Source organism: Sorangium sp. So ce590 (assembly GCF_051521365.1).
GTDB lineage: Bacteria > Myxococcota_A > Polyangia > Polyangiales > Polyangiaceae > Sorangium.
Genome location: NZ_CP150346.1, coordinates 5,508,259 through 5,529,131, shown reverse-complemented (window position 1 = coordinate 5,529,131; position 20,873 = coordinate 5,508,259). Strand labels below are relative to the sequence as shown.

The window sequence follows — 20,873 nt, the reverse complement described above, 5'->3', positions numbered from 1 at the left end:
ATCGCCATTGTGTCGATGGCGTGCCGGTTGCCGGGGGGCGTCGCGACGCCGGAAGACTACTGGCGTCTCCTGGAGGAAGGGAAAGACGCGATCGAGGTCTTCCCTGCGCGCTGGGATGCGCTTTCGGTCTACGACCCCGATCCGGAGGCGGTGGGCAAGACCTACGTGCGCGAGGGGGGATTCCTGCGGGACATCGACCTGTTCGATGCGGGATTCTTCGGGATATCGCCGCGCGAGGCGCAGGCGATGGACCCCCAGCAGCGGCTTGTGCTGGAGACGGCGTGGGAGGCCTTGGAGCGGGCCGGCGTGCCCCCGTCGGCGCTGAGCGAGAGCGCCACCGGGGTGTACCTGGGCTGGATGGGCTCGGACTACGGTGCTCTTCACGGCGGCGACCTGGAGGCGCTGGACGGGTACCGGGGCACCGGGAGCGCGGCGAGCGTGCTCTCAGGCCGTGTGGCTTATGTGCTCGGACTGCAGGGCCCAGCGATCACGGTGGACACGGCGTGCTCGTCGTCGCTTGTGTCGCTGCACCTGGCGTGCACGGCGCTGCGTCAGGGCGAGTGCGATCTGGCCTTGACCGGCGGGGTGATCGTGATGACCACGCCTGCGGGATTCGTGGAGTTCAGCCGCCTCAAGGGCCTTGCACGGGACGGTCGCTGCAAGAGCTTCTCTGCGCGAGCGGACGGCGTCATCTGGTCCGAGGGATGCGGGATCCTGGTGCTGAAGCGGCTCTCGGACGCGCAGCGCGACGGGGACCGTGTGCTGGCGGTGGTCCGTGGGTCAGCGGTGAACCAGGACGGTCGCAGCCAGGGTCTGACGGCGCCGAACGGCCCCTCGCAGCAGCGGGTGATCGAGCAGGCGCTCTCGTCGTGCCGGCTGTCGCCCGGGGACATCGACGTGGTGGAGGCGCATGGGACGGGCACGAGCCTCGGAGATCCGATCGAGGCCGGAGCGCTTGCGGAGGTGTTCGGGCCTGGGCGCAAGGCCGAGCGGCCGCTGTACCTGGGCTCGTCGAAATCGAACCTGGGGCATGCGGGGCCTGCGGCGGGCGTGGCGGGTGTGATCAAGATGGTGCTGTCGATGCAGCACGAGGTGCTGCCGAGGACGCTGCACGCGGAGCAGCCGAGCCCGCACATCGCGTGGGAGGGGAGCGGGCTGTCGTTGCTGCAAGAGGCGCGTCGGTGGCCGCGTAACGGCCGGGCGCGCCGCGCGGGCGTATCGTCGTTCGGCATCAGCGGGACGAACGCGCATGTCATCCTCGAAGAGGCGCCGTTGGAGGCGGTGCGCGAGCCGGCGGCGGCGGCGGCGGCAGAGGGTGTTGCGATGCCGCTGGTGCTGTCGGGGCGAGACGAGGCCTCGGTGGCGGCGCAGGCGGAGCGCTGGGCGACATGGCTCGGCGAGCACGGGGAGGTGCGTTGGTCGGACGTGGTGAGGACGGCGGCGCTGCACCGGACGCACTTCGCCTCGCGCGCGTCGGTGCAGGCGGCGAGCGTATCGGAGGCGGTGGAGGGGCTGAGGGCGCTGTCGCAGGGGCGCGGCCACCGGGCGGCGTCGGTGGGCACGGCGCGGGAGCGAGGCAAGGTGGTGTTCGTGTTCCCCGGCCAGGGGAGCCAGTGGCCGGGGATGGGCCGGGCGCTGCTGGAGCAGAGCGCGGCGTTCGCGGAGGCGGTGCAGGCGTGCGATGAGGCGCTGCGACCGTGGACGGGCTGGTCGGTGCTGTCGGTGCTGCGCGGAGAAGGCGGGGAGGAGCAGCCGTCGCTGGAGCGGGTGGACGTGGTGCAGCCAGCGCTGTTCGCGATGTGCGTGGGCCTGGCCGCGGCGTGGCGTTCGCTGGGGGTCGAGCCTGCGGCGGTGGTGGGCCACAGCCAGGGCGAGGTGTCGGCGGCGGTGGTATGCGGAGCGCTGTCGCTGGCGGAGGGAGCGCGGGTCGTGGCGCTGCGCAGCCAGGCGGTGCGTCAGCGGTCGGGGTCAGGGGCGATGATGCTGGTCGAGCGGCCGGTGTCGGAGGTGCAGCAGCGCATCGAGCGGTACGGCGACGCGCTGGCGATAGCGGCGGTGAACACGTCGAGCTCGACGGTGATGTCGGGGGACGTGGAGGCGGTGGACGGGCTGATGGCGGAGCTGACGGCAGAAGGTGTGTTCTGCCGGAAGGTCAATGTCGACTACGCGTCGCACAGCGCGCACATGGATGCGCTGCTGCCCGAGCTGGGGGCGAAGCTGTCGTCGCTCAGGCCGAAGGCGACGGAGATCCCGTTTTACTCGACGGTGACAGGAGAGGTGTCGCGCGGCGAGGGGCTGGACGGCGAGTACTGGTGCCGCAACCTTCGGCAGACGGTGCGGCTGGACCGAGCGCTGGCGAAGCTGCTGGAGGACGGCCACGGGGTGTTCGTGGAGGTGAGCGCGCACCCGGTGCTGGCGATGCCGCTGACGACGGCGTGCGCGGAGGCGCAGGGCGTGGTGGTGGGGAGCCTGCAGCGCGACGAAGGTGGGGTGTCGCAGCTGTACAGGACGCTGGGGCAGCTGCACGTGCAGGGGCACGAGGTGGACTGGACACGGGTGCTGTCGGGCCGTGGCGGTCGGTCCGTGGAGCTGCCGACGTACGCGTTTCAGCGGCAGCGCTACTGGCTGGAGGCGCCGAGGGGGCGCGGTGACGTGAGCTCGGCGGGCCTGACGGCGGCCGGCCATCCGCTGCTCGGCGCCGCGATGAAGCTCGCCGACGGCGAGGGGCACCTGTTCACAGGGCGGCTGTCGCTGGCGGAGCATGCGTGGCTCCGGGATCATGAGCTGTTTGGCAAGGTGGTGCTTCCGGGCACGGGCATGCTGGAGCTGGTGCTGGCGGCGGGGCGCGCGGTGGGCAGCCGGTCGCTGTCGGAGCTGGTTCTGGCCGAGCCGCTGGTGCTGGCCGAGGAGGGCGCGGCGCGGCTGCAGGTGATGATCGGAATGCCGGACGCGGCGGGCCGGCGCGAGGTCGGGCTGTACAGCCAGCCCGAGCAGGCCCCGGAGGACGCCCCGTGGGTGCAGCACGCCATGGGGGTGTTGACGGACGAGACCCCCGGCGTTCCTGACGAGCTCGACGAGCTGTCGACGTGGCCTGTGCCGGGCGCGGAGGCGGTGGACCTGTCCGGGCTTTACGAGCGGCTGCGTGAGCGCGGGCTCCACTACGGCCCGGCGTTTCAAGGGCTCGTGGAGCTGTGGCGCCAAGGCACAACCTACTTCGGTCGGGTGGTGCTGCCGGGGACCGAGAAGGACAGCGCGGAGGCGTATGGGGTGCACCCGGCGTTGATGGACGCCGCGCTCCACACGATGGTCGCGGCCCTCTCCGAGAGCCCAGGGGCGAACGAGGTGCTCGTGCCGTTTGCCTGGTCGGACGTGGCGCTGCACGCGACGGGGGCGAGCGAGCTTCGGGTCCGGGTGGAGATCCAGGACCGAGGCGCACACCAGGACACCGCTTCGCTGCAAGTCGCAGACTCCGCGGGGCAGCCGGTGGCGGAGATCGGCGCTCTGCATCTGCGCCGGGCGACGGCCGAGCAGCTGTGGACAGCGATTCACTCTGGAATCCAGCATATGTACCGGGTGAGCTTCCAACCTGTGGAGCTCACGGCGGCCCCCCTGGAGGCGGGCTCGCTGGTGGTCCTCGGTGCAGCGGAGGGACGCGGGAGGCTCGCCGAAGCCCTGGGGGCGGAGGCGATTGCCGATCTCGATGCATTGGTTGCGCGCCTCGAGCAGGGCGCGAGCGCGCCTGCGTGGGTGGTGGTCGATGTCACTGCTGCCTCTCTCAGCCAGTCGGGCGAGGCGGAGGCGTCGCACGAGGCGACACGAGAGGCGCTGTCGCTGCTGCAAGCATGGCTGTCGGAGCCCCGGCTCGAGGGGGTGGAGCTGGTGTGGGTGACGCGGGATGCGGTCAGCGCCGCTCCGGGCGACGGTGTCCAGGACCTGGCGCACGCGCCGCTGTGGGGGCTTGTTCGCACGGCGCGAAGCGAGCACCCCGAGCGCCGGCTGCGCTTGATCGATGTCGGGACCGAGCCTGTGGACGGCGAGCTGCTGGCGCGCGCGCTGGTGATGACGGCGGAGCCGGAGCTTTCGCTGCGCGGCGGCGCGGCGCTGGCCGCGCGCCTTGTGCGCGTGCAGGCGGCAGCGGAAGAGCTCACCCGAGGAGCCCGCGGGCTGGATCCCGCGAGCACGGTGCTGGTGACCGGCGGGACAGGGGAGCTGGGTCAGGCGGTCGCGGCGCACCTGGTGCGCGCGCACGGGGTGCGGCACCTTGTGCTGACGTCGCGCCGCGGGCTGGAGGCGCCCGGGGCACGCGAGCTTGTGCGGTCGCTCGAGGAGCTCGGCGCCGAGACGGTGACGGTGGCTGCGTGCGACGTGTCGAAGCGGGAGGAGGTCGCGCGTGTGCTGGCCGGCATCGACGCGGCGCGGCCGCTGAACGCGGTGCTGCACCTGGCCGGCGTGCTCGACGACGGCGTCCTCGCCGCCCAGACGGCCGAGCGCCTCTCGCGGGTGCTGGCGCCGAAGGTGGACGGGGCGCTGCACCTGCACGAGCTGACGCGGGAGCTCGATCTCGCGGCGTTCGTGCTGTTCTCGTCGGTGGCCGGTACGTTTGGCACGGCGGGCCAGAGCAACTACGCGGCGGCGAACACGTTCCTCGACGCGCTCGCGGCGCACCGTCGCGGCCGCGGGCTCGCGGCGACGAGCCTCGCGTGGGGCTTCTGGACACAGGCGGGCGTGGGGATGACAGCGCACCTGGGCGAGGCCGAGCTGTCGCGCATGAGGCGCAACGGGTTCGTGCCGATGCCGGTGGAAGAGGGGCTCTCGCTGCTGGACGCCGCGCTTTTGCGCCCTGAAGCGAGCCTGGTCCCTGTGCACCTGGATCTCGCGCAGCTGCAGCGTGGGCTGGAGGCCAGCGGCGAGCTGCCGGCGCTGTTTCGGGCGCTGTTGCGGCCCAGCTTGCGCAAGGTGTCCTCGGCAACGAGGCGAGACGCCTTGGCGCTCCGCGAGCGCCTCTCGGCGCTGCCGGAGGTGGAGCGGCTGAACGCGCTCGTCGAGCTGGTGCGGGGCGAGGTTGCGGCCGTGATAGGGCTTCCGCGCAGCGAGGCTGTGGCAGCGGATCAGGTGCTCAAAGATCTGGGGCTCGACTCGCTGATGGCGGTGGCGCTTCGCAACCGCCTCACGTCCCGTACCGAGACGTCCTTGCCGGCGACGCTGGTCTTTGACTACCCGACGCCGTGGGCCATTGCAGGGCTGCTGCTGAAGCAGGTGTTCTCGGGGCTGCAGGTGAAGGAAGCGCGGGCGCGGGGGCGTCGTCGTGCGGGGAAAGACGAGGCGATCGCGATCGTGTCGATGGCGTGCCGGTTGCCGGGAGGCGTTGCGACGCCGGAAGACTACTGGCGTCTCCTGGCCGAGGGGAAGGACGCGATCGAAGGCCTCCCAGCGCGCTGGGACGGGCTTTCGGTCTACGACCCCGATCCGGAGGCGGAGGGCAAGAGCTACGCGCGCGAGGGTGGGTTTGTACGGGGCATCGACCTGTTCGACGCGGACTTCTTCGGGATATCGCCGCGCGAGGCGCAGTCGATGGACCCCCAGCACCGGCTTGTGCTGGAGACGGTGTGGGAGGCGCTGGAGCGGGCCGGCGTGCGCCCGTCGGCGCTGAGCGGGAGCGCCACCGGAGTGTACCTGGGTTCGATGGGCTCGGACTACGGTGCTCTTCACACCGTCGATCTGAAGGCGCTGGACGGGTACCGGGGCATCGGGAGCGCGGCGAGCATCCTCTCGGGCCGTGTGGCGTACGTGCTCGGGTTGCAGGGGCCTGCGATCACGGTGGACACGGCGTGCTCGTCGTCGCTTGTGTCGCTGCACCTGGCGTGCACGGCGCTGCGCCAGGGCGAGTGCGACCTGGCGCTGGTCGGCGGGGTCACGGTCATGAGCACCCCCGCGCTGTTTGTGGAATTCAGCCGTCTCAAGGGGATGTCCCGAGACGGCCGGTGCAAGAGCTTCTCGGCGCAGGCGGACGGCGCGGGCTGGGCCGAGGGGTGCGGGATGCTGTTGCTGAAGCGGCTGTCTGATGCGCAGCGCGACGGCGACCGAGTGCTGGGGGTGATCCGTGGCTCGGCGGTGAACCAGGACGGCCGCAGCCAGGGCCTGACGGCGCCGAACGGCCCTGCCCAGCAGCGGGTGATCCGGCAGGCGCTGTCGTCGTGTGGTCTGTCGCCCGAGGACATCGACGCGGTGGAGGCGCACGGTACGGGCACGAGCCTCGGAGATCCGATCGAGGCCGGAGCGCTGGCAGAGGTGTTTGGCCCGAAGCGTAGCCCCGAGCGTCCGCTGTACCTGGGCTCGTCGAAGTCGAACTTCGGACATGCGCAGGCGGCCGCCGGCGTGGCGGGCGTGATCAAGATGGTGCTGGCGCTGCAGCACGAGGTGCTGCCGAAGACGCTGCACGCGGAGCAGCCGAGCCCGCACGTTGCGTGGGAGGGGAGCGGGCTGTCGCTGCTCCAAGAGGCGCGTCCGTGGCGGCGGAACGGCCGGGTCCGTCGTGCCGGGGTGTCGTCGTTCGGCATCAGCGGGACCAACGCGCATATCATCCTTGAAGAAGCGCCGGCGGAGGCGCGGCGTGAGGTCGCCGAGGTGGAGGCCGAGCCGGCGCCTGCGCTATTGCCGCTGGTGCTGTCGGGTCGAGACGAGGCCGCGGTGAATGCGCAGGCGGGGCGCTGGGCGAAGTGGCTGGAAGGGCACGCGGAGGTGGGGTGGGCGGACGTGGTGCGCACGGCAGCGCTGCACCGGACGCACTTCGAGTCGCGGGCGTCGGTGCATGCGGCGAGCGCTGCGGAAGCAGTGGAGGGTCTTCGGGCGCTGTCGTCGGGGCGGTCGGATGCGGCGGTGGTGAGCGGGAGGGCGAAGCGAGGCGGGAAGCTGGCGGTGCTGTTCACGGGGCAGGGCAGCCAGCGGCTCGGGATGGGGAAGAGACTTTACGAAGTATACCCCGTGTTCCGCGCGGCGTTCGACGAGGTGTGCGAGGCGCTGGACGCGCATCTCGCGCGTGGTCTGCGGGAGGTGGTGTTCGCGGCCGCGGGCAGCGAGGAAGGAGCGCTGCTGGAGCGGACGGAGTACACGCAGCCCGGGCTGTTTGCGCTGGAAGTGGCGCTGTACCGTCAGTGGGAGTCGTGGGGGCTGAAGCCGGCTGCGCTGCTGGGGCACTCGATAGGAGAGCTGAGCGCGGCGCACGTGGCGGGTGTGCTGAGCCTCGCGGACGCAGCGAAGCTTGTGTGCGCCCGCGGTCGGCTGATGCAGGGGTGCGAGGTCGGGGGAGCGATGGTGTCGGTGGAGGCCTCGGAGCAGGAGGTGCAGGGGGCGCTGTCGGAGGTTGGGGCGCAGGGTCGACTGAGCATCGCCGGGCTCAACGCGCCGGAGCAGACGGTGCTGAGCGGGGACGAGGCCGCGGTGCTCGCGGTGGCGAGGCGGTTGGAGGCGCAGGGCCGGCGTACGCGGCGTCTGCGCGTGTCGCACGCGTTCCACAGCGCGCACATGGACGGGATGCTGGAGGAGTTCGGGAAGGTGGCGCGGGAGTGCACGTACGCGCGGCCGCAGCTGGCGGTGGTGAGCAGCGTGACGGGCGAGCTGGCTGGCGAAGAAGCGCTGATGTCGGCCGAGTACTGGGTGAGGCAGGCGCGCGAGGCGGTGCGCTTCCTCGACGGGATGCGCACACTGGCGGCGGAGGGGATGAGCACGTACGTGGAGTGCGGGCCGGATGGCGTGCTGTGCGCGCTGGGCGCGGGCTGCCTGCCGGAAGGTGAGGAAGCGACGTTCGTGACGAGCCTGCGCCGTGAGCAGGACGAGGCGCGCGCGCTGGTGACGGCGCTTGCGACGGTGCACGTGCAGGGGCACGAGGTGGACTGGACGCGGGTGCTGTCCGGTCAGGGCGGTCGTGCCGTGGAGCTGCCGACGTACGCGTTCCAGCGGCAGCGCTACTGGCTGGAAGCGCCGAAGAGCACGGCGGCGGAGGTGAATGTCTCGTGGCCGGAGCGTGCGTTGTGGAACGCGGTGCAGGAAGGCGAAGGCGTTGCGGAGCTGCTGGAGCTGCCTGACGACGTGCGCGCCAGCGTCGGGCCGCTGCTGCCGTACCTCGCGGCGTGGCGCCAGAGAAAGCACGCAGAAGCGGCGGCGGCGAGCTGGCTGTACGAGGAAGCGTGGCAGAGCCATCCGACGCCTGTGACGGGTAGTCCGGATGTGAGGGGCACCTGGCTCGTGGTGTCATCTCCGCTCGCCGGAGAGCTTGCGGAGGCGGTGCGTGGTGCGCTCGACGCCGCGGGGGCCGAGGTGATCGTGCACATCGCGACCGCGGAGCGAGCGCAGCTCGCAGCGTGGCTGAGAGAGCAAGCGCGCCTGAGAAAGGAGAAGAGCGAGCTGCGTGGCGTCATCGCGCTCACGGCCTCAGGCGAGGAAGGCGCGCTGGAGCAAGAGGAGGCGCCCCGCGGTCTGTACCAGGCGCTGGCGGTGGTGCAGGCGCTCGGCGATGCCGGGATCGGCGCGCGGCTGTGGTTGTTGACGCAGGGAGCGGTCAGCACCGAGGCAAGCGAAGCGGTGGTGCACCCGTTGCAGGCGCTGACGTGGGGACTGGGACGGACGGTGGGGCTGGAGCACCCCGAGCGCTGGGGCGGGCTGCTGGACGTGCCGGCGGAGCTGGACGCGGGCGTGATGCAGCACGTGCTGACCACGCTTGTGTCCGAGGACAACGAAGATCAGGTGGCGGTGCGGCGCGGCGGGCGCCTCGTGAGGCGCATTGTGCGTGTGCGCGGCGAGGGCGAGGGCGAGGGCGGGGGCTGGAAGCCGCGCGGCACGGTGCTCATCACGGGAGGCGTGGGCGGGCTCGGAGGTCATCTTGCCCGCTGGCTGGCCGGGCGTGGCGCAGAGCACCTCGTGCTGGCGTCGCGCAGCGGCGCGTCGGCGCCCGGGGCGAGCGAGCTGCGGGACGAGCTTGTGGCGCGGGGCATTCGGGTGACGCTGGCGGCGTGTGACGTGTCGGAGCGGGCGCAGCTGGAGGCGCTGCTCGCGGAGCTGGAGCAGGACGAAGCGCCGCTGAGGGCGGTGGCGCACCTCGCGGGGATAGGCCGCCGTGTTCCGCTGCGAGAGCTCGAGCCTGAGCAGCTCGGGCAGGAGCTCGCGGCGAAGGTGAAGGGGGCGTGGCACCTGCATCAGCTGCTGGGGAAGCGGGAGCTGGATGCGTTCGTGCTCTATGGCAGCATCGCCGGGCTGTGGGGCTCCGGGGCGCAGGGCGCGTACGGCGCAGCGAACGCAGGGCTGGACGCGCTCGCGCGGTACCGGCGCGCGCGAGGGCAGGCTGCGACGGTGCTGCACTGGGGCCCCTGGGCGGGAGAAGGGATGGTGACCAGAGAGGTCGAGTCGCAGCTGCGGAGCCGCGGGGTCGCGGTGATGTCGCCCGACAAGGCGCTTGCCGGGCTGGAGATGGCGCTGCGGCTGGGGCGCACGTCGGTGGCGATCGCGGACGTGGACTGGTCGCGCTTCGCGCCGTCGTTCAGCGCGGCGCGGCCGAGGCCGCTGCTGGACGGGATCGAGGAGGCGCGGCGGGCGCAGGAGAGCCGCGGCCCGCAGCCGGCCGCAGGCGGGACCGCGCTGAGAGACACCTTGCTGGGCCTGAGCGAGGCAGAGCGGCGCGAGCAGGTTCGTCAGCTGGTGGCGAGCGAGACGGCCGCGGTGCTGGGCATGCCGGACCCGAGCCGGCTTGACCCGGACCGTGGCTTTGTGGACCTCGGGCTGGATTCGCTGATGGCGGTGGAGCTGTCGAAGCGGCTGCAGAAGCGCACGGGCATGACGGTATCGAGCACGCTGAGCTTCGATCATCCGACACAGAGCGAAGTGGCGCGCTGGCTGCTGGAGCAGCTCACACCTCAGCCGCGGCCGGAGCCGGTGGTGCGCGAGGTGAGCCGGGGAGAGGGGTGGAGCACGCCGATAGCGATCGTGGGCGTGGGCCTGCGCATGCCTGGCGGAGCGAGCGACCTGGAGAGCTTCTGGCAGGTGCTGGTCGAAGAGCGGGATACGCGGCGGCCGATCCCGGCCGACCGCTTCGACATCGAGGCGCTGTACGATCCTGACCCCGACGCGAATGGCAAGACGTACGTGCGGAGCGCGTCGCTGCTCGACGACGTGGCGTCGTTCGACCCCGGGTTCTTCGGGATAAGCCCGCGGGAGGCGGAGCCGATGGATCCGCAGCACCGGCTGCTGCTGGAGACGGCGTGGAGCGCCCTGGAGGACGCGGGGGTGCGTCCAGAGCACCTGAAGGGCTCGGACACGGGAGTGTTCGTGGGCGTGGCGCCGAGCGAATACGCGAGCTACCGAGGAAAGAGCGCGAACGAAGATGCGTATGCGCTGACGGGGACGGCGCTGAGCTTTGCTGCGGGACGGGTGGCCTACCACCTCGGGCTGCAAGGCCCTGCGGTGTCGACCGACACGGCCTGCAGCTCGTCGCTGGTAGCGCTGCACCTGGCGTGCGACGCGCTGCGCCGGGGCGACTGCGAGGTGGCGCTGGCGGCAGGTGTGCAGGTGCTGGCGAACCCGGCGGGGTTTGTGCTGCTGTCGCGCACGCGCGCGGTGTCGCCGGACGGGCGGTGCAAGACGTTCTCGCAGGCGGCGGACGGTTATGGCCGTGGCGAGGGAGTCGGGGTGCTGGTGCTGATGCGGCTGTCCGAGGCGCAGCAGCAGGGGAAGCGGGTGCTGGGTGTGGTGCGCGGCACGGCGGTCAATCAGGACGGCGCGAGCAGCGGGATCACGGCGCCGAACGGCACGGCGCAGCAGAAGGTGGTGCGCGCGGCGCTGCGGAACGCGGGGCTGGAGCCGGCGAGCATCGATGTGGTGGAGTGCCACGGTACGGGCACGTCGCTGGGCGACCCGATCGAGGTGCAGGCGCTCGGCGCGGTGTACGGGCGAGGTCGGGATATGGCTCGTCCGCTGCAGCTGGGCGCGGTCAAGAGCAATATCGGTCATCTCGAGTCCGCCGCGGGCATCGCAGGGGTGTGCAAGATCCTGGCGGCGTTCCGTTACGAGGCGCTGCCGGCGACGCTGCACAGCACGCCGCGCAATCCCTGGATCCCCTGGGAGGACCTGCCGGTGCAGGTGGTCGATCGCCTGACCCCCTGGCCTCGGCGCGCAGAGGGCCCCCCGCGCCGTGCCGGGGTGTCGTCGTTCGGCATCAGCGGGACCAACGCGCATATCATCCTTGAAGAAGCGCCGGCGGAGGCGCGGCGTGAGGTCGTCGAGGTGGAGGCCGAGGCGGCGCCTGCGCTATTGCCGCTGGTGCTGTCGGGTCGAGACGAGGCCGCGGTGAATGCGCAGGCGGGGCGCTGGGCGAAGTGGCTGGAAGGGCACGCGGAGGTGGGGTGGGCGGACGTGGTGCGCACGGCAGCGCTGCACCGGACGCACTTCGAGTCGCGGGCGTCGGTGCATGCGGCGAGCGCTGCGGAAGCAGTGGAGGGTCTTCGGGCGCTGTCGTCGGGGCGGTCGGATGCGGCGGTGGTGAGCGGGAGGGCGAAGCGAGGCGGGAAGCTGGCGGTGCTGTTCACGGGGCAGGGCAGCCAGCGGCTCGGGATGGGGAAGAGACTTTACGAAGTATACCCCGTGTTCCGCACGGCGTTCGACGAGGTGTGCGAGGCGCTGGACGCGCATCTCGCGCGTGGTCTGCGGGAGGTGGTGTTCGCGGCCGCGGGCAGCGAGGAAGGAGCGCTGCTGGAGCGGACGGAGTACACGCAGCCCGGGCTGTTTGCGCTGGAAGTGGCGCTGTACCGTCAGTGGGAGTCGTGGGGGCTGAAGCCGGCTGCGCTGCTGGGGCACTCGATAGGAGAGCTGAGCGCGGCGCACGTGGCGGGTGTGCTGAGCCTCGCGGACGCAGCGAAGCTTGTGTGCGCCCGCGGTCGGCTGATGCAGGGGTGCGAGGTCGGGGGAGCGATGGTGTCGGTGGAGGCCTCGGAGCAGGAGGTGCAGGGGGCGCTGTCGGAGGTTGGGGCGCAGGGTCGACTGAGCATCGCCGGGCTCAACGCGCCGGAGCAGACGGTGCTGAGCGGGGACGAGGTCGCGGTGCTCGCGGTGGCGAGGCGGTTGGAGGCGCAGGGCCGGCGTACGCGGCGTCTGCGCGTGTCGCACGCGTTCCACAGCGCGCACATGGACGGGATGCTGGAGGAGTTCGGGAAGGTGGCGCGGGAGTGCACGTACGCGCGGCCGCAGCTGGCGGTGGTGAGCAGCGTGACGGGCGAGCTGGCTGGCGAAGAAGCGCTGATGTCGGCCGAGTACTGGGTGAGGCAGGCGCGCGAGGCGGTGCGCTTCCTCGACGGGATGCGCACACTGGCGGCGGAGGGGATGAGCACGTACGTGGAGTGCGGGCCGGATGGCGTGCTGTGCGCGCTGGGCGCGGGCTGCCTGCCGGAAGGTGAGGAAGCGACGTTCGTGACGAGCCTGCGCCGTGAGCAGGACGAGGCGCGCGCGCTGGTGACGGCGCTTGCGACGGTGCACGTGCAGGGGCACGAGGTGGACTGGACGCGGGTGCTGTCCGGTCAGGGCGGTCGTGCCGTGGAGCTGCCGACGTACGCGTTCCAGCGGCAGCGCTACTGGCTGGAAGCGCCGAAGGCGCGTACCGACGTGGGCTCGGTGGGCTTGAGGGAGTTGGGGCATCCGCTGCTCGGAGCGGCAACGAAGCTGGCCGACGGCGACGGCCATCTGTTCACAGGCCGGCTGTCGCTGGGTGAGCAGCCGTGGCTCCGCGACCATGCGGTGTTTGGTAACGTGGTGTTCCCGGGCACGGGGATGCTGGAGCTCGCGCTGGCGGCTGGGCGCACAGTGGGCAGCGGGGCGCTGTCGGAGCTCACGATCGCCGAGCCGCTGATGCTCGTCGAGGACGTGGCCGTGCGATTGCAGCTCTCGGTCGGCGCGCCCGACGCCGCGGGCCGGCGTGAGCTTGGGCTGTACAGCCAGCCGGAGCAGGGGCCGGAAGACGCCCCCTGGGTGCAGCACGCGACGGGCGTGTTGACCGGCGAGACCCTGGCCACCTCCGGCGAGCTCGATGAGCTGACGACGTGGCCAGTGCCCGGCGCCGAGGCGGTGGACCTCTCCGGGTTCTACGAGCGGCTGCATGATCGTGGACTCCACTACGGCCCGGCCTTCCAGGGGCTCGTGGAGCTGTCGCGTCGAGACACGACCTTCTTCGGGCGGGTGGTGTTGCCCGAAGACGCGACGGACCGCGCCGAGGACTACGGGGTGCATCCGGCGCTGATGGACGCCGCGCTGCATACGATGGTCGCAGCGTTTGCGGAGAACTCAGCGCCGGACGACGTGCTGCTGCCTTTCTCCTGGTCGGACGTGGTGTTGCACGCCACGGGGGCGAGCGAGCTCCGGGTGAGGCTGGAGCTCGCGGGAGCCGGAGACTCGGCACAGGCGGCCGCCTCGCTGAGCGTCGCAGATGCCGCCGGCCAGCCGGTGGTGAGCGTCGGTGCCCTGCATCTGCGCCGGGCGACGGCCGAGCAGCTGAGGGCAGCGCCGCGTGCCGAGGCGCAGCATCTGTATCGGGTGGACTTCCAGCCCGTGAGCCTCGTGGAGACGGGCTCGAAGGCGGACTCGCTGGTGGTGCTCTGCGCGCCCGAGGGGCGAGGGCGACTGGACGAAGCGCTGGGTGTGGAGGCGATTGCAGGCCTCGATGCATTGCTCGCGCGGATCGAGCAGGGAGCCCGATTGCCTGAGCGGGTGCTGGTCGACACGACGGCTGGCAGCTCACAGCGCTCGGACATGGTGACATCGTCGCACGAGGCGACGGGGCAGGCGCTGTCGCTGCTGCAAGCGTGGGTGTCGGAGCCCCGGCTCGAGGGGGTGGAGCTGGTGTGGGTGACGCGGGATGCGGTCAGCGCCGGTCCGGGCGACGGTGTCCAGGACCTGGCGCACGCGCCGCTGTGGGGGCTTGTTCGCACGGCGCGAAGCGAGCACCCCGAGCGCCGGCTGCGCCTGATCGACGTCGGGATCGGGACGGTGGACGGCGGGCTGCTGGCGCGCGCGCTGGCGACGGCGACGGAGCCGGAGCTTGCGCTGCGTGGCGGCGCTGCGCTGGCGGCGCGCCTCGTGCGCGTGCCGGCGGCAGCGGAGACGCTCACGCCGGCTCGCAGCCTGGACCCGACGGGCACCGTGCTGGTGACCGGAGGAACAGGCGAGCTGGGTCAGGCCGTCGCGGAGCATCTGGTGCGCGCGCACGGGGTGCGGCACCTCGTGGTGACGTCGCGCCGTGGGCTGGAGGCGCCCGGGGCCCGAGGCTTCGTGCAGGAGCTGGAGAAGCTCGGTGCCGAGACCGTGACGGTGGCGGCGTGTGACGTGTCGAAGCGGGAGGAGGTCGCGCGGGTGCTGGCCGGCATCGAAGCCGCACATCCGCTGACCGCGGTGCTGCACCTGGCCGGCGTGCTCGACGATGGCGTCGTCACCGCGCAGACGCCCGAGCGTCTCTCGCGGGTGCTGGCGCCGAAGGTGGACGGGGCGCTGCACCTGCACGAGCTGACGCTGGAGCTCGACCTCTCGGCGTTCGTGCTGTTCTCGTCGGCGGCCGGTACGTTTGGCACGGCGGGCCAGAGCAACTACGCGGCGGCCAACAGCTTCCTCGACGCGCTCGCGGCGCACCGCCGCAGCCGCGGGCTCGCGGCGACGAGCCTGGCGTGGGGCTTCTGGGCGCAAGCGGGCGTGGGCATGACAGCGCACCTGGGCGGGGCGGAGCTCTCACGTATCCAGCGCGCCGGACTTGTGCCGATACGGGTCGAGGAGGGCCTTTCGCTGCTGGACGCCGCGCTTCTGCGCCCCGAAGCGAGCCTGGTGCCTGTGCACCTCGATCTTGCGCAGATGGAGCGGGGGCTGGAGGCCAGCGGCGAACTGCCCGCGCTGCTTCGCGCGCTGCTGCGCCCTGGGCTGCGCAAGGCGTCATCCGCCACGAGGAAAGAAGCCTCGGCGCTCCGCGAGCGCCTCTCGGAGCTGCCGGAGGCGGAGCGCCTGAGCTCGCTCGTCGAGCTGGTTCGGGCCGAGGTGGCCGCGGTGCTCGGGCTGCCGCGCAGCGAGGCCGTTGCGGTAGATCAGGTGCTGAAGGACCTGGGGCTAGATTCGTTGATGGCGGTGGAGCTGCGCAGTCGGCTCAGCGCCCGAGCCGAGATCCCCCTCCCGGCGACGCTGGTGTTCGACTACCCGACGCCGCGGGCCGTTGCAGAGCTGCTCCTGAGACAGGCTTTCTCGAAGCAGCAGGTGACGGAGGCGCGGGCGCGTCGCCGGACGAAGGAAGACGAGGCGATCGCGATCGTGTCGATGGCGTGCCGACTGCCGGGGGGCGTGGCGACGCCGGAAGACTACTGGCGTCTCCTGGCGGAAGGGAAGGACGCGATCGAGCGCTTCCCCTCCCGTTATGACGCGTTCTCTGTTTACGACCCCGATCCGGAGGTCGTGGGCAAGAGCTACGTGCGCGAGGGTGGATTCCTGCGGGATATCGATGTCTTCGACGCGGGCTTCTTCGGGATCTCGCCGCGCGAGGCGCAGGGGATGGATCCCCAGCAGCGGCTGGTGCTGGAGACGGCGTGGGAGGCGCTGGAGCGAGCCGGCGTGCGGCCCTCGATGCTGAACGAGAGCGCCACCGGGGTATACCTGGGCTGGATGGGCTCGGACTACGGTGCTCTTCTCGGCGGTGACCTCGCCGCGCTGGACGGGTACCAGGGTACGGGGAGCGCGGCGAGCGTGCTTTCCGGCCGGGTGGCTTACGTGCTGGGGCTTCAGGGCCCAGCGATCACGGTGGACACGGCGTGCTCGTCGTCGCTTGTGTCGCTGCACCTGGCGTGCGCGGCGCTGCGCCAGGGCGAATGTGATCTGGCCCTGACCGGCGGGGTGATGGTGATGACCACGCCCGCGGGATTCGTCGAGTTCAGTCGTGCCCGAGGGCTTGCGCGAGACGGTCGGTGCAAGAGCTTCTCGGCGCAGGCGGACGGCGTCATCTGGTCCGAAGGGTGCGGGATGCTGTTGCTGAAGCGGCTGTCTGACGCGCAGCGCGACGGCGACCGAGTGCTGGGGGTGATCCGTGGCTCGGCGGTGAACCAGGACGGCCGCAGCCAGGGTCTGACGGCGCCGAACGGCCCTGCCCAGCAGCGGGTGATCCGGCAGGCGCTGTCGTCGTGTGGTCTGTCGCCCGAGGACATCGACGCGGTGGAGGCGCACGGGACAGGCACGAGCCTTGGAGACCCGATCGAGGCCGGAGCGCTGGCGGAGGTGTTTGGCCCGAAGCGTGGCCCCGAGCGTCCTCTGTACCTGGGGTCGTCGAAGTCGAACCTGGGACATGCGCAGGCGGCCGCGGGTGTGGCGGGCGTGATCAAGATGGTGCTGGCGCTGCAGCACGAGGTGCTGCCGAAGACGCTGCACGCGGAGCAGCCGAGCTTGCACATCGCGTGGGAGGGGAGCGGGCTGTCGCTGCTTCAAGAGGCGCGTCCGTGGCGGCGGAACGGCCGGGTCCGTCGTGCCGGGGTGTCGTCGTTCGGCATCAGCGGGACCAACGCGCATATCATCCTCGAAGAAGCGCCCAGCGAGGCGCGGCGTGAGCCCGTCGAGGTCAAGGCCGAGGTGGCGCCTGCGGCGATGCCGCTGGTGCTGTCGGGTCGAGACGAGGCTGCGGTGAATGCGCAGGCCGGGCGCTGGGCGAAGTGGCTGGAAGAGCACGCGGAGGTGGGGTGGGCGGACGTGGTGCGCACGGCAGCGCTGCACCGTACGCACTTCGAGGCACGCGCGTCGGTGCATGCGGCGAGCGCTGCGGAAGCTGTGGAGGGTCTTCGCGCGCAGTCAGAGGGTCGCGGCCACCGCGCGGTGGCCGTGGGCAAGGCGCGGGAGCGAGGCAAGGTGGTGTTCGTGTTCCCCGGCCAGGGGAGCCAGTGGCCGGGGATGGGCCGAGCGCTGCTGGAGCAGAGCGCGGCGTTCGCGGAGGCGGTGCAGGCGTGTGACGCGGCGCTGCGGCCGTGGACGGGCTGGTCGGTGCTGTCGGTGCTGCGCGGAGAAGGCGGGGAGGAGCAGCCGTCGCTGGAGCGGGTGGACGTGGTGCAGCCAGCACTGTTCGCGATGTGCGTGGGCCTGGCCGCGGCGTGGCGTTCGCTGGGGGTCGAGCCCGCGGCGGTGGTGGGCCACAGCCAGGGCGAGGTGTCGGCGGCGGTGGTGTGCGGAGCGCTGTCGCTGGCGGAGGGAGCGCGGGTCGTGGCGCTGCGCAGCCAGGCGGTGCGGCAGCAGTCGGGGGTGGGGGCGATGATGCTGGTCGAGCGGCCGGTGTCGGAGGTGCAGCAGCGCATCGAGCGGTACGGCGACGCGCTGGCGATAGCGGCGGTGAACACGTCGAGCTCGACGGTGGTGTCGGGGGACGTGGAGGCGGTGGACGGGCTGATGGCGGAGCTGACGGCAGAAGGTGTGTTCTGCCGGAGGGTCAATGTCGACTACGCGTCGCACAGCGCGCACATGGATGCGCTGCTGCCCGAGCTGGGGGCGAAGCTGTCGTCGCTCAGGCCGAAGGCGACGGAGATCCCGTTTTACTCGACGGTGACAGGAGAGGCGTCGCGCGGCGAGGGGCTGGACGGCGAGTACTGGTGCCGCAACCTTCGGCAGACGGTGCGGCTGGACCGAGCGCTGGCGAAGCTGCTGGAGGACGGCCACGGGGTGTTCGTGGAGGTGAGCGCGCACCCGGTGCTGGCGATGCCGCTGACGACGGCGTGCGCGGAGGCGCAAGGGGTGGTGGTGGGGAGCCTGCAGCGCGACGAAGGTGGGGTGTCGCAGCTGTACAGGACGCTGGGGCAACTGCACGTGCAGGGGCACGAGGTGGACTGGACACGGGTGCTGTCGGGCCGTGGCGGCCGGTCCGTGGAGCTGCCGACCTACGCGTTCCAGCGGCAGCGCTACTGGCTGGATATCTCGAAGGCGCGTACCGACGTGGGCTCGGCGGGGCTCAAGGCAGCAGCACATCCGCTGCTCGGAGCGGCGACGAAGCTGGCCGACGGCGACGGCCATCTGTTCACAGGCCGGCTGTCGCTGGGTGAGCAGCCGTGGCTCCGCGACCATGCGGTGTTTGGTAACGTGGTGTTCCCGGGCACGGGGATGCTGGAGCTCGCGCTGGCGGCCGGGCGCACAGCGGGCAGCGGGGCGCTGTCGGAGATGGTCTTGGCCGAGCCGCTGGTGCTCGCCGAGGACGTGGCCGTGCGATTGCAGCTCTCGGTCGGGGCGCCCGACGCCGCGGGCCGGCGTGAGTTCGGGCTGTACAGCCAGCCGGAGCAGGGGCCGGAAGACGCCCCCTGGGTGCAGCACGCGACGGGCGTGTTGACCGACGAGCCCCTCGGCACCCCTGGCGAGCTCGATGAGCTGACGACGTGGCCAGTGCCCGGCGCCGAGGCGGTGGATCTCTCCGGCTTCTACGAGCGGCTGGAGGTGCGTGGACTCCACTACGGCCCGGCCTTCCAGGGGCTCGTGGAGCTGTGGCGTCGAGGCACGACGTTGTTCGGCCGCGTGGTGTTGCCCAAGGCCGCGGGGGACAGCGCCGAGGACTATGGCGTGCATCCGGCGCTGATGGACGCCGCGCTGCACACGATGGTTGCGGCCTTCCCGGAGATGGCAGAGCAAGACGCCGTCTTGTTGCCGTTCGCCTGGTCGGATGTGGTGCTGCACGCCATGGGCGCGAGCGAGCTCCGGGTCCGGATGGAGCTCCAGGAACAGGGCGCACAGCAGGAGGTCACTTCGCTGCACGTCGCTGACCCGACCGGCCAGCTGGTGGCGAGCGTCGGCGCCTTGCATCTGCGCCGGGCGACGGCGGAGCAGATGCGGACAGCCATCCATGCTGGTGTCCAGCATCTGTACCGGGTGGACTTCCAGCCTGCGGAGCTCGCGGCGTCCGTCTCGGAGACGGGCTCGCTGGTGGTGCTCGGTGCGCCGGAGGGGGGAGGACGACTGGCCGAGGCCCTGGGGGTGGAGGCGGTTGCAGGCCTCCACGCGCTGCTCGCGCTGATCGAGCAGGGCGCCCGACTACCTGTGCGGGTGCTTGTCGATGCCACTGCTGCAAATGCCGGTCGAACGACAGTGGCGGCGTCGCACGAGGCGACGGGGCAGGCGCTGTTGCTGCTGCAAGCGTGGCTGTCGGAGCCCCGGCTCGAGGGGGTGGAGCTGGTGTGGGTGACGCGGGATGCGGTCAGCGCCGGTCCGGGCGACGGTGTCCAGGACCTGGCGCACGCGCCGCTGTGGGGGCTTGTTCGCACGGCGCGCAACGAGCACCCCGAGCGCCGGCTGCGCCTGATCGACGTCGGGACCGAGGCTGTGGACGGCGAGCTGCTGGCGCGCGCGCTGGCGATGGCGACGGAGCCGGAGCTTGCGCTGCGCGGCGGCGCGGCGCTGGCCGCGCGCCTGGTGCGCGTGCAGGCGGCAGCGGAGACGCTCACGCCGGCTCGCGGGCTGGACCCGGCAGGCACCGTGCTGGTGACCGGGGGAACAGGCGAGCTGGGTCAGGCCGTTGCGGAGCATCTGGTGCGCGAGCACGGAGTGCGGCACCTTGTGCTGACGTCGCGCCGTGGGCTGGAGGCGCCCGGGGCCCGGGAGCTCGTGCAATCGCTCGAGGAGCTCGGCGCCGAGACCGTGACGGTGGCGGCGTGTGACGTGTCGGAGCGGGAGGAGGTCGCGCGGGTGCTGGCCGGAATCGAGGCCGCGCACCCGCTGACCGCGGTGCTGCACCTGGCCGGCGTGCTCGACGACGGCGTGCTGTCGTCGCAGACGCCTGAGCGCATTTCACGGGTGTTCGCGCCGAAGGTGGACGGGGCGCTGCACCTGCACGAGCTGACGCTGGAGCTCGACCTCTCGGCGTTCGTGCTGTTCTCGTCGGCGGCCGGTACATTTGGGACGGCGGGCCAGAGCAACTACGCGGCGGCCAACAGCTTCCTCGACGCGCTCGCGGCGCACCGCCGCAGCCGCGGGCTCGCGGCGACGAGCCTGGCGTGGGGCTTCTGGGCGCAAGCGGGCGTGGGCATGACAGCGCACCTGGGCGAGGCCGAGCTGTCGCGCATGCGGCGCAGCGGGTTTGTGCCGATGTCCGTGAGAGAAGGGCTTTCGCTGCTGGACGCCGCGCTCTCGCGCTCCGAGGCGACCCTGGTGCCTTTGCACCTCGATGTTGCGCAGCTGCAGCGGGGGCTGGAGGCCAGCGGCGAGCTGCCGGCGTTGTTCAGGTCCCTGCTGCGCCCGGGCCTGCGCAAGGCGTCCTCCGCGACGAAGAAAGAGGCGTCTGCGCTCCGCGAGCGCCTCTCGGTGCTGCCGGAGGCGGAGCGCATGAATTCGCTCGTCGAGCTGGTTCGGATCGAGGTCGCCGCGGCGATCGGGCTGCCGAGCAGCGAGGCTGTTGCGGCAGACCAGGTGCTGAAGGACCTGGGGCTCGACTCGCTGATGGCGGTGGCGCTGCGCAACCGCCTCACCGCCCGGACCGAGATGTCCTTGCCGGCGACACTGGTCTTTGACTACCCGACGCCGCGGGCCATCGCGAGGCTGCTGGACAGCCGCCTGCTCCCGGCCCTCTCCCCCCAGGAGGACGGCCCTCCCGAGGACCCGAACGGAATGTTGAAATGGGTGCTCAAGCGGGTCTCCGCGAGCCAGATGCAGCAAGCTGGTGTGCTCCAGCGGCTCCTCCAGCTCGCCGAGCCGAAGCTCGCCCGAACGAACGGTAGCCACCACGAGAATGGTAGCCGCCAAGAAGAGGATGTCCCGCTCCCGCTGACCATGCAGGACATCGACAGTAAGCTCGACGAAATTTTGAAGTGGTGAGTTATGACAAAGCCCGATGATACCCGACTTCAGCGCGCCATGGCGGCGATCGC

At 71.7% G+C, this 20,873-nt stretch carries 1 protein-coding gene; it reads left to right on the top strand.

All coding sequences use genetic code 11. The features are described 5' to 3' along the window. Nucleotides 1-15: 15 nt before the first annotated feature. Nucleotides 16-20,820, top strand: a complete 20,805-nt coding sequence (locus tag WMF28_RS20555) for a type I polyketide synthase (protein WP_437603958.1) — start codon at nucleotides 16-18, stop codon at nucleotides 20,818-20,820. Nucleotides 20,821-20,873: the final 53 nt, after the last annotated feature.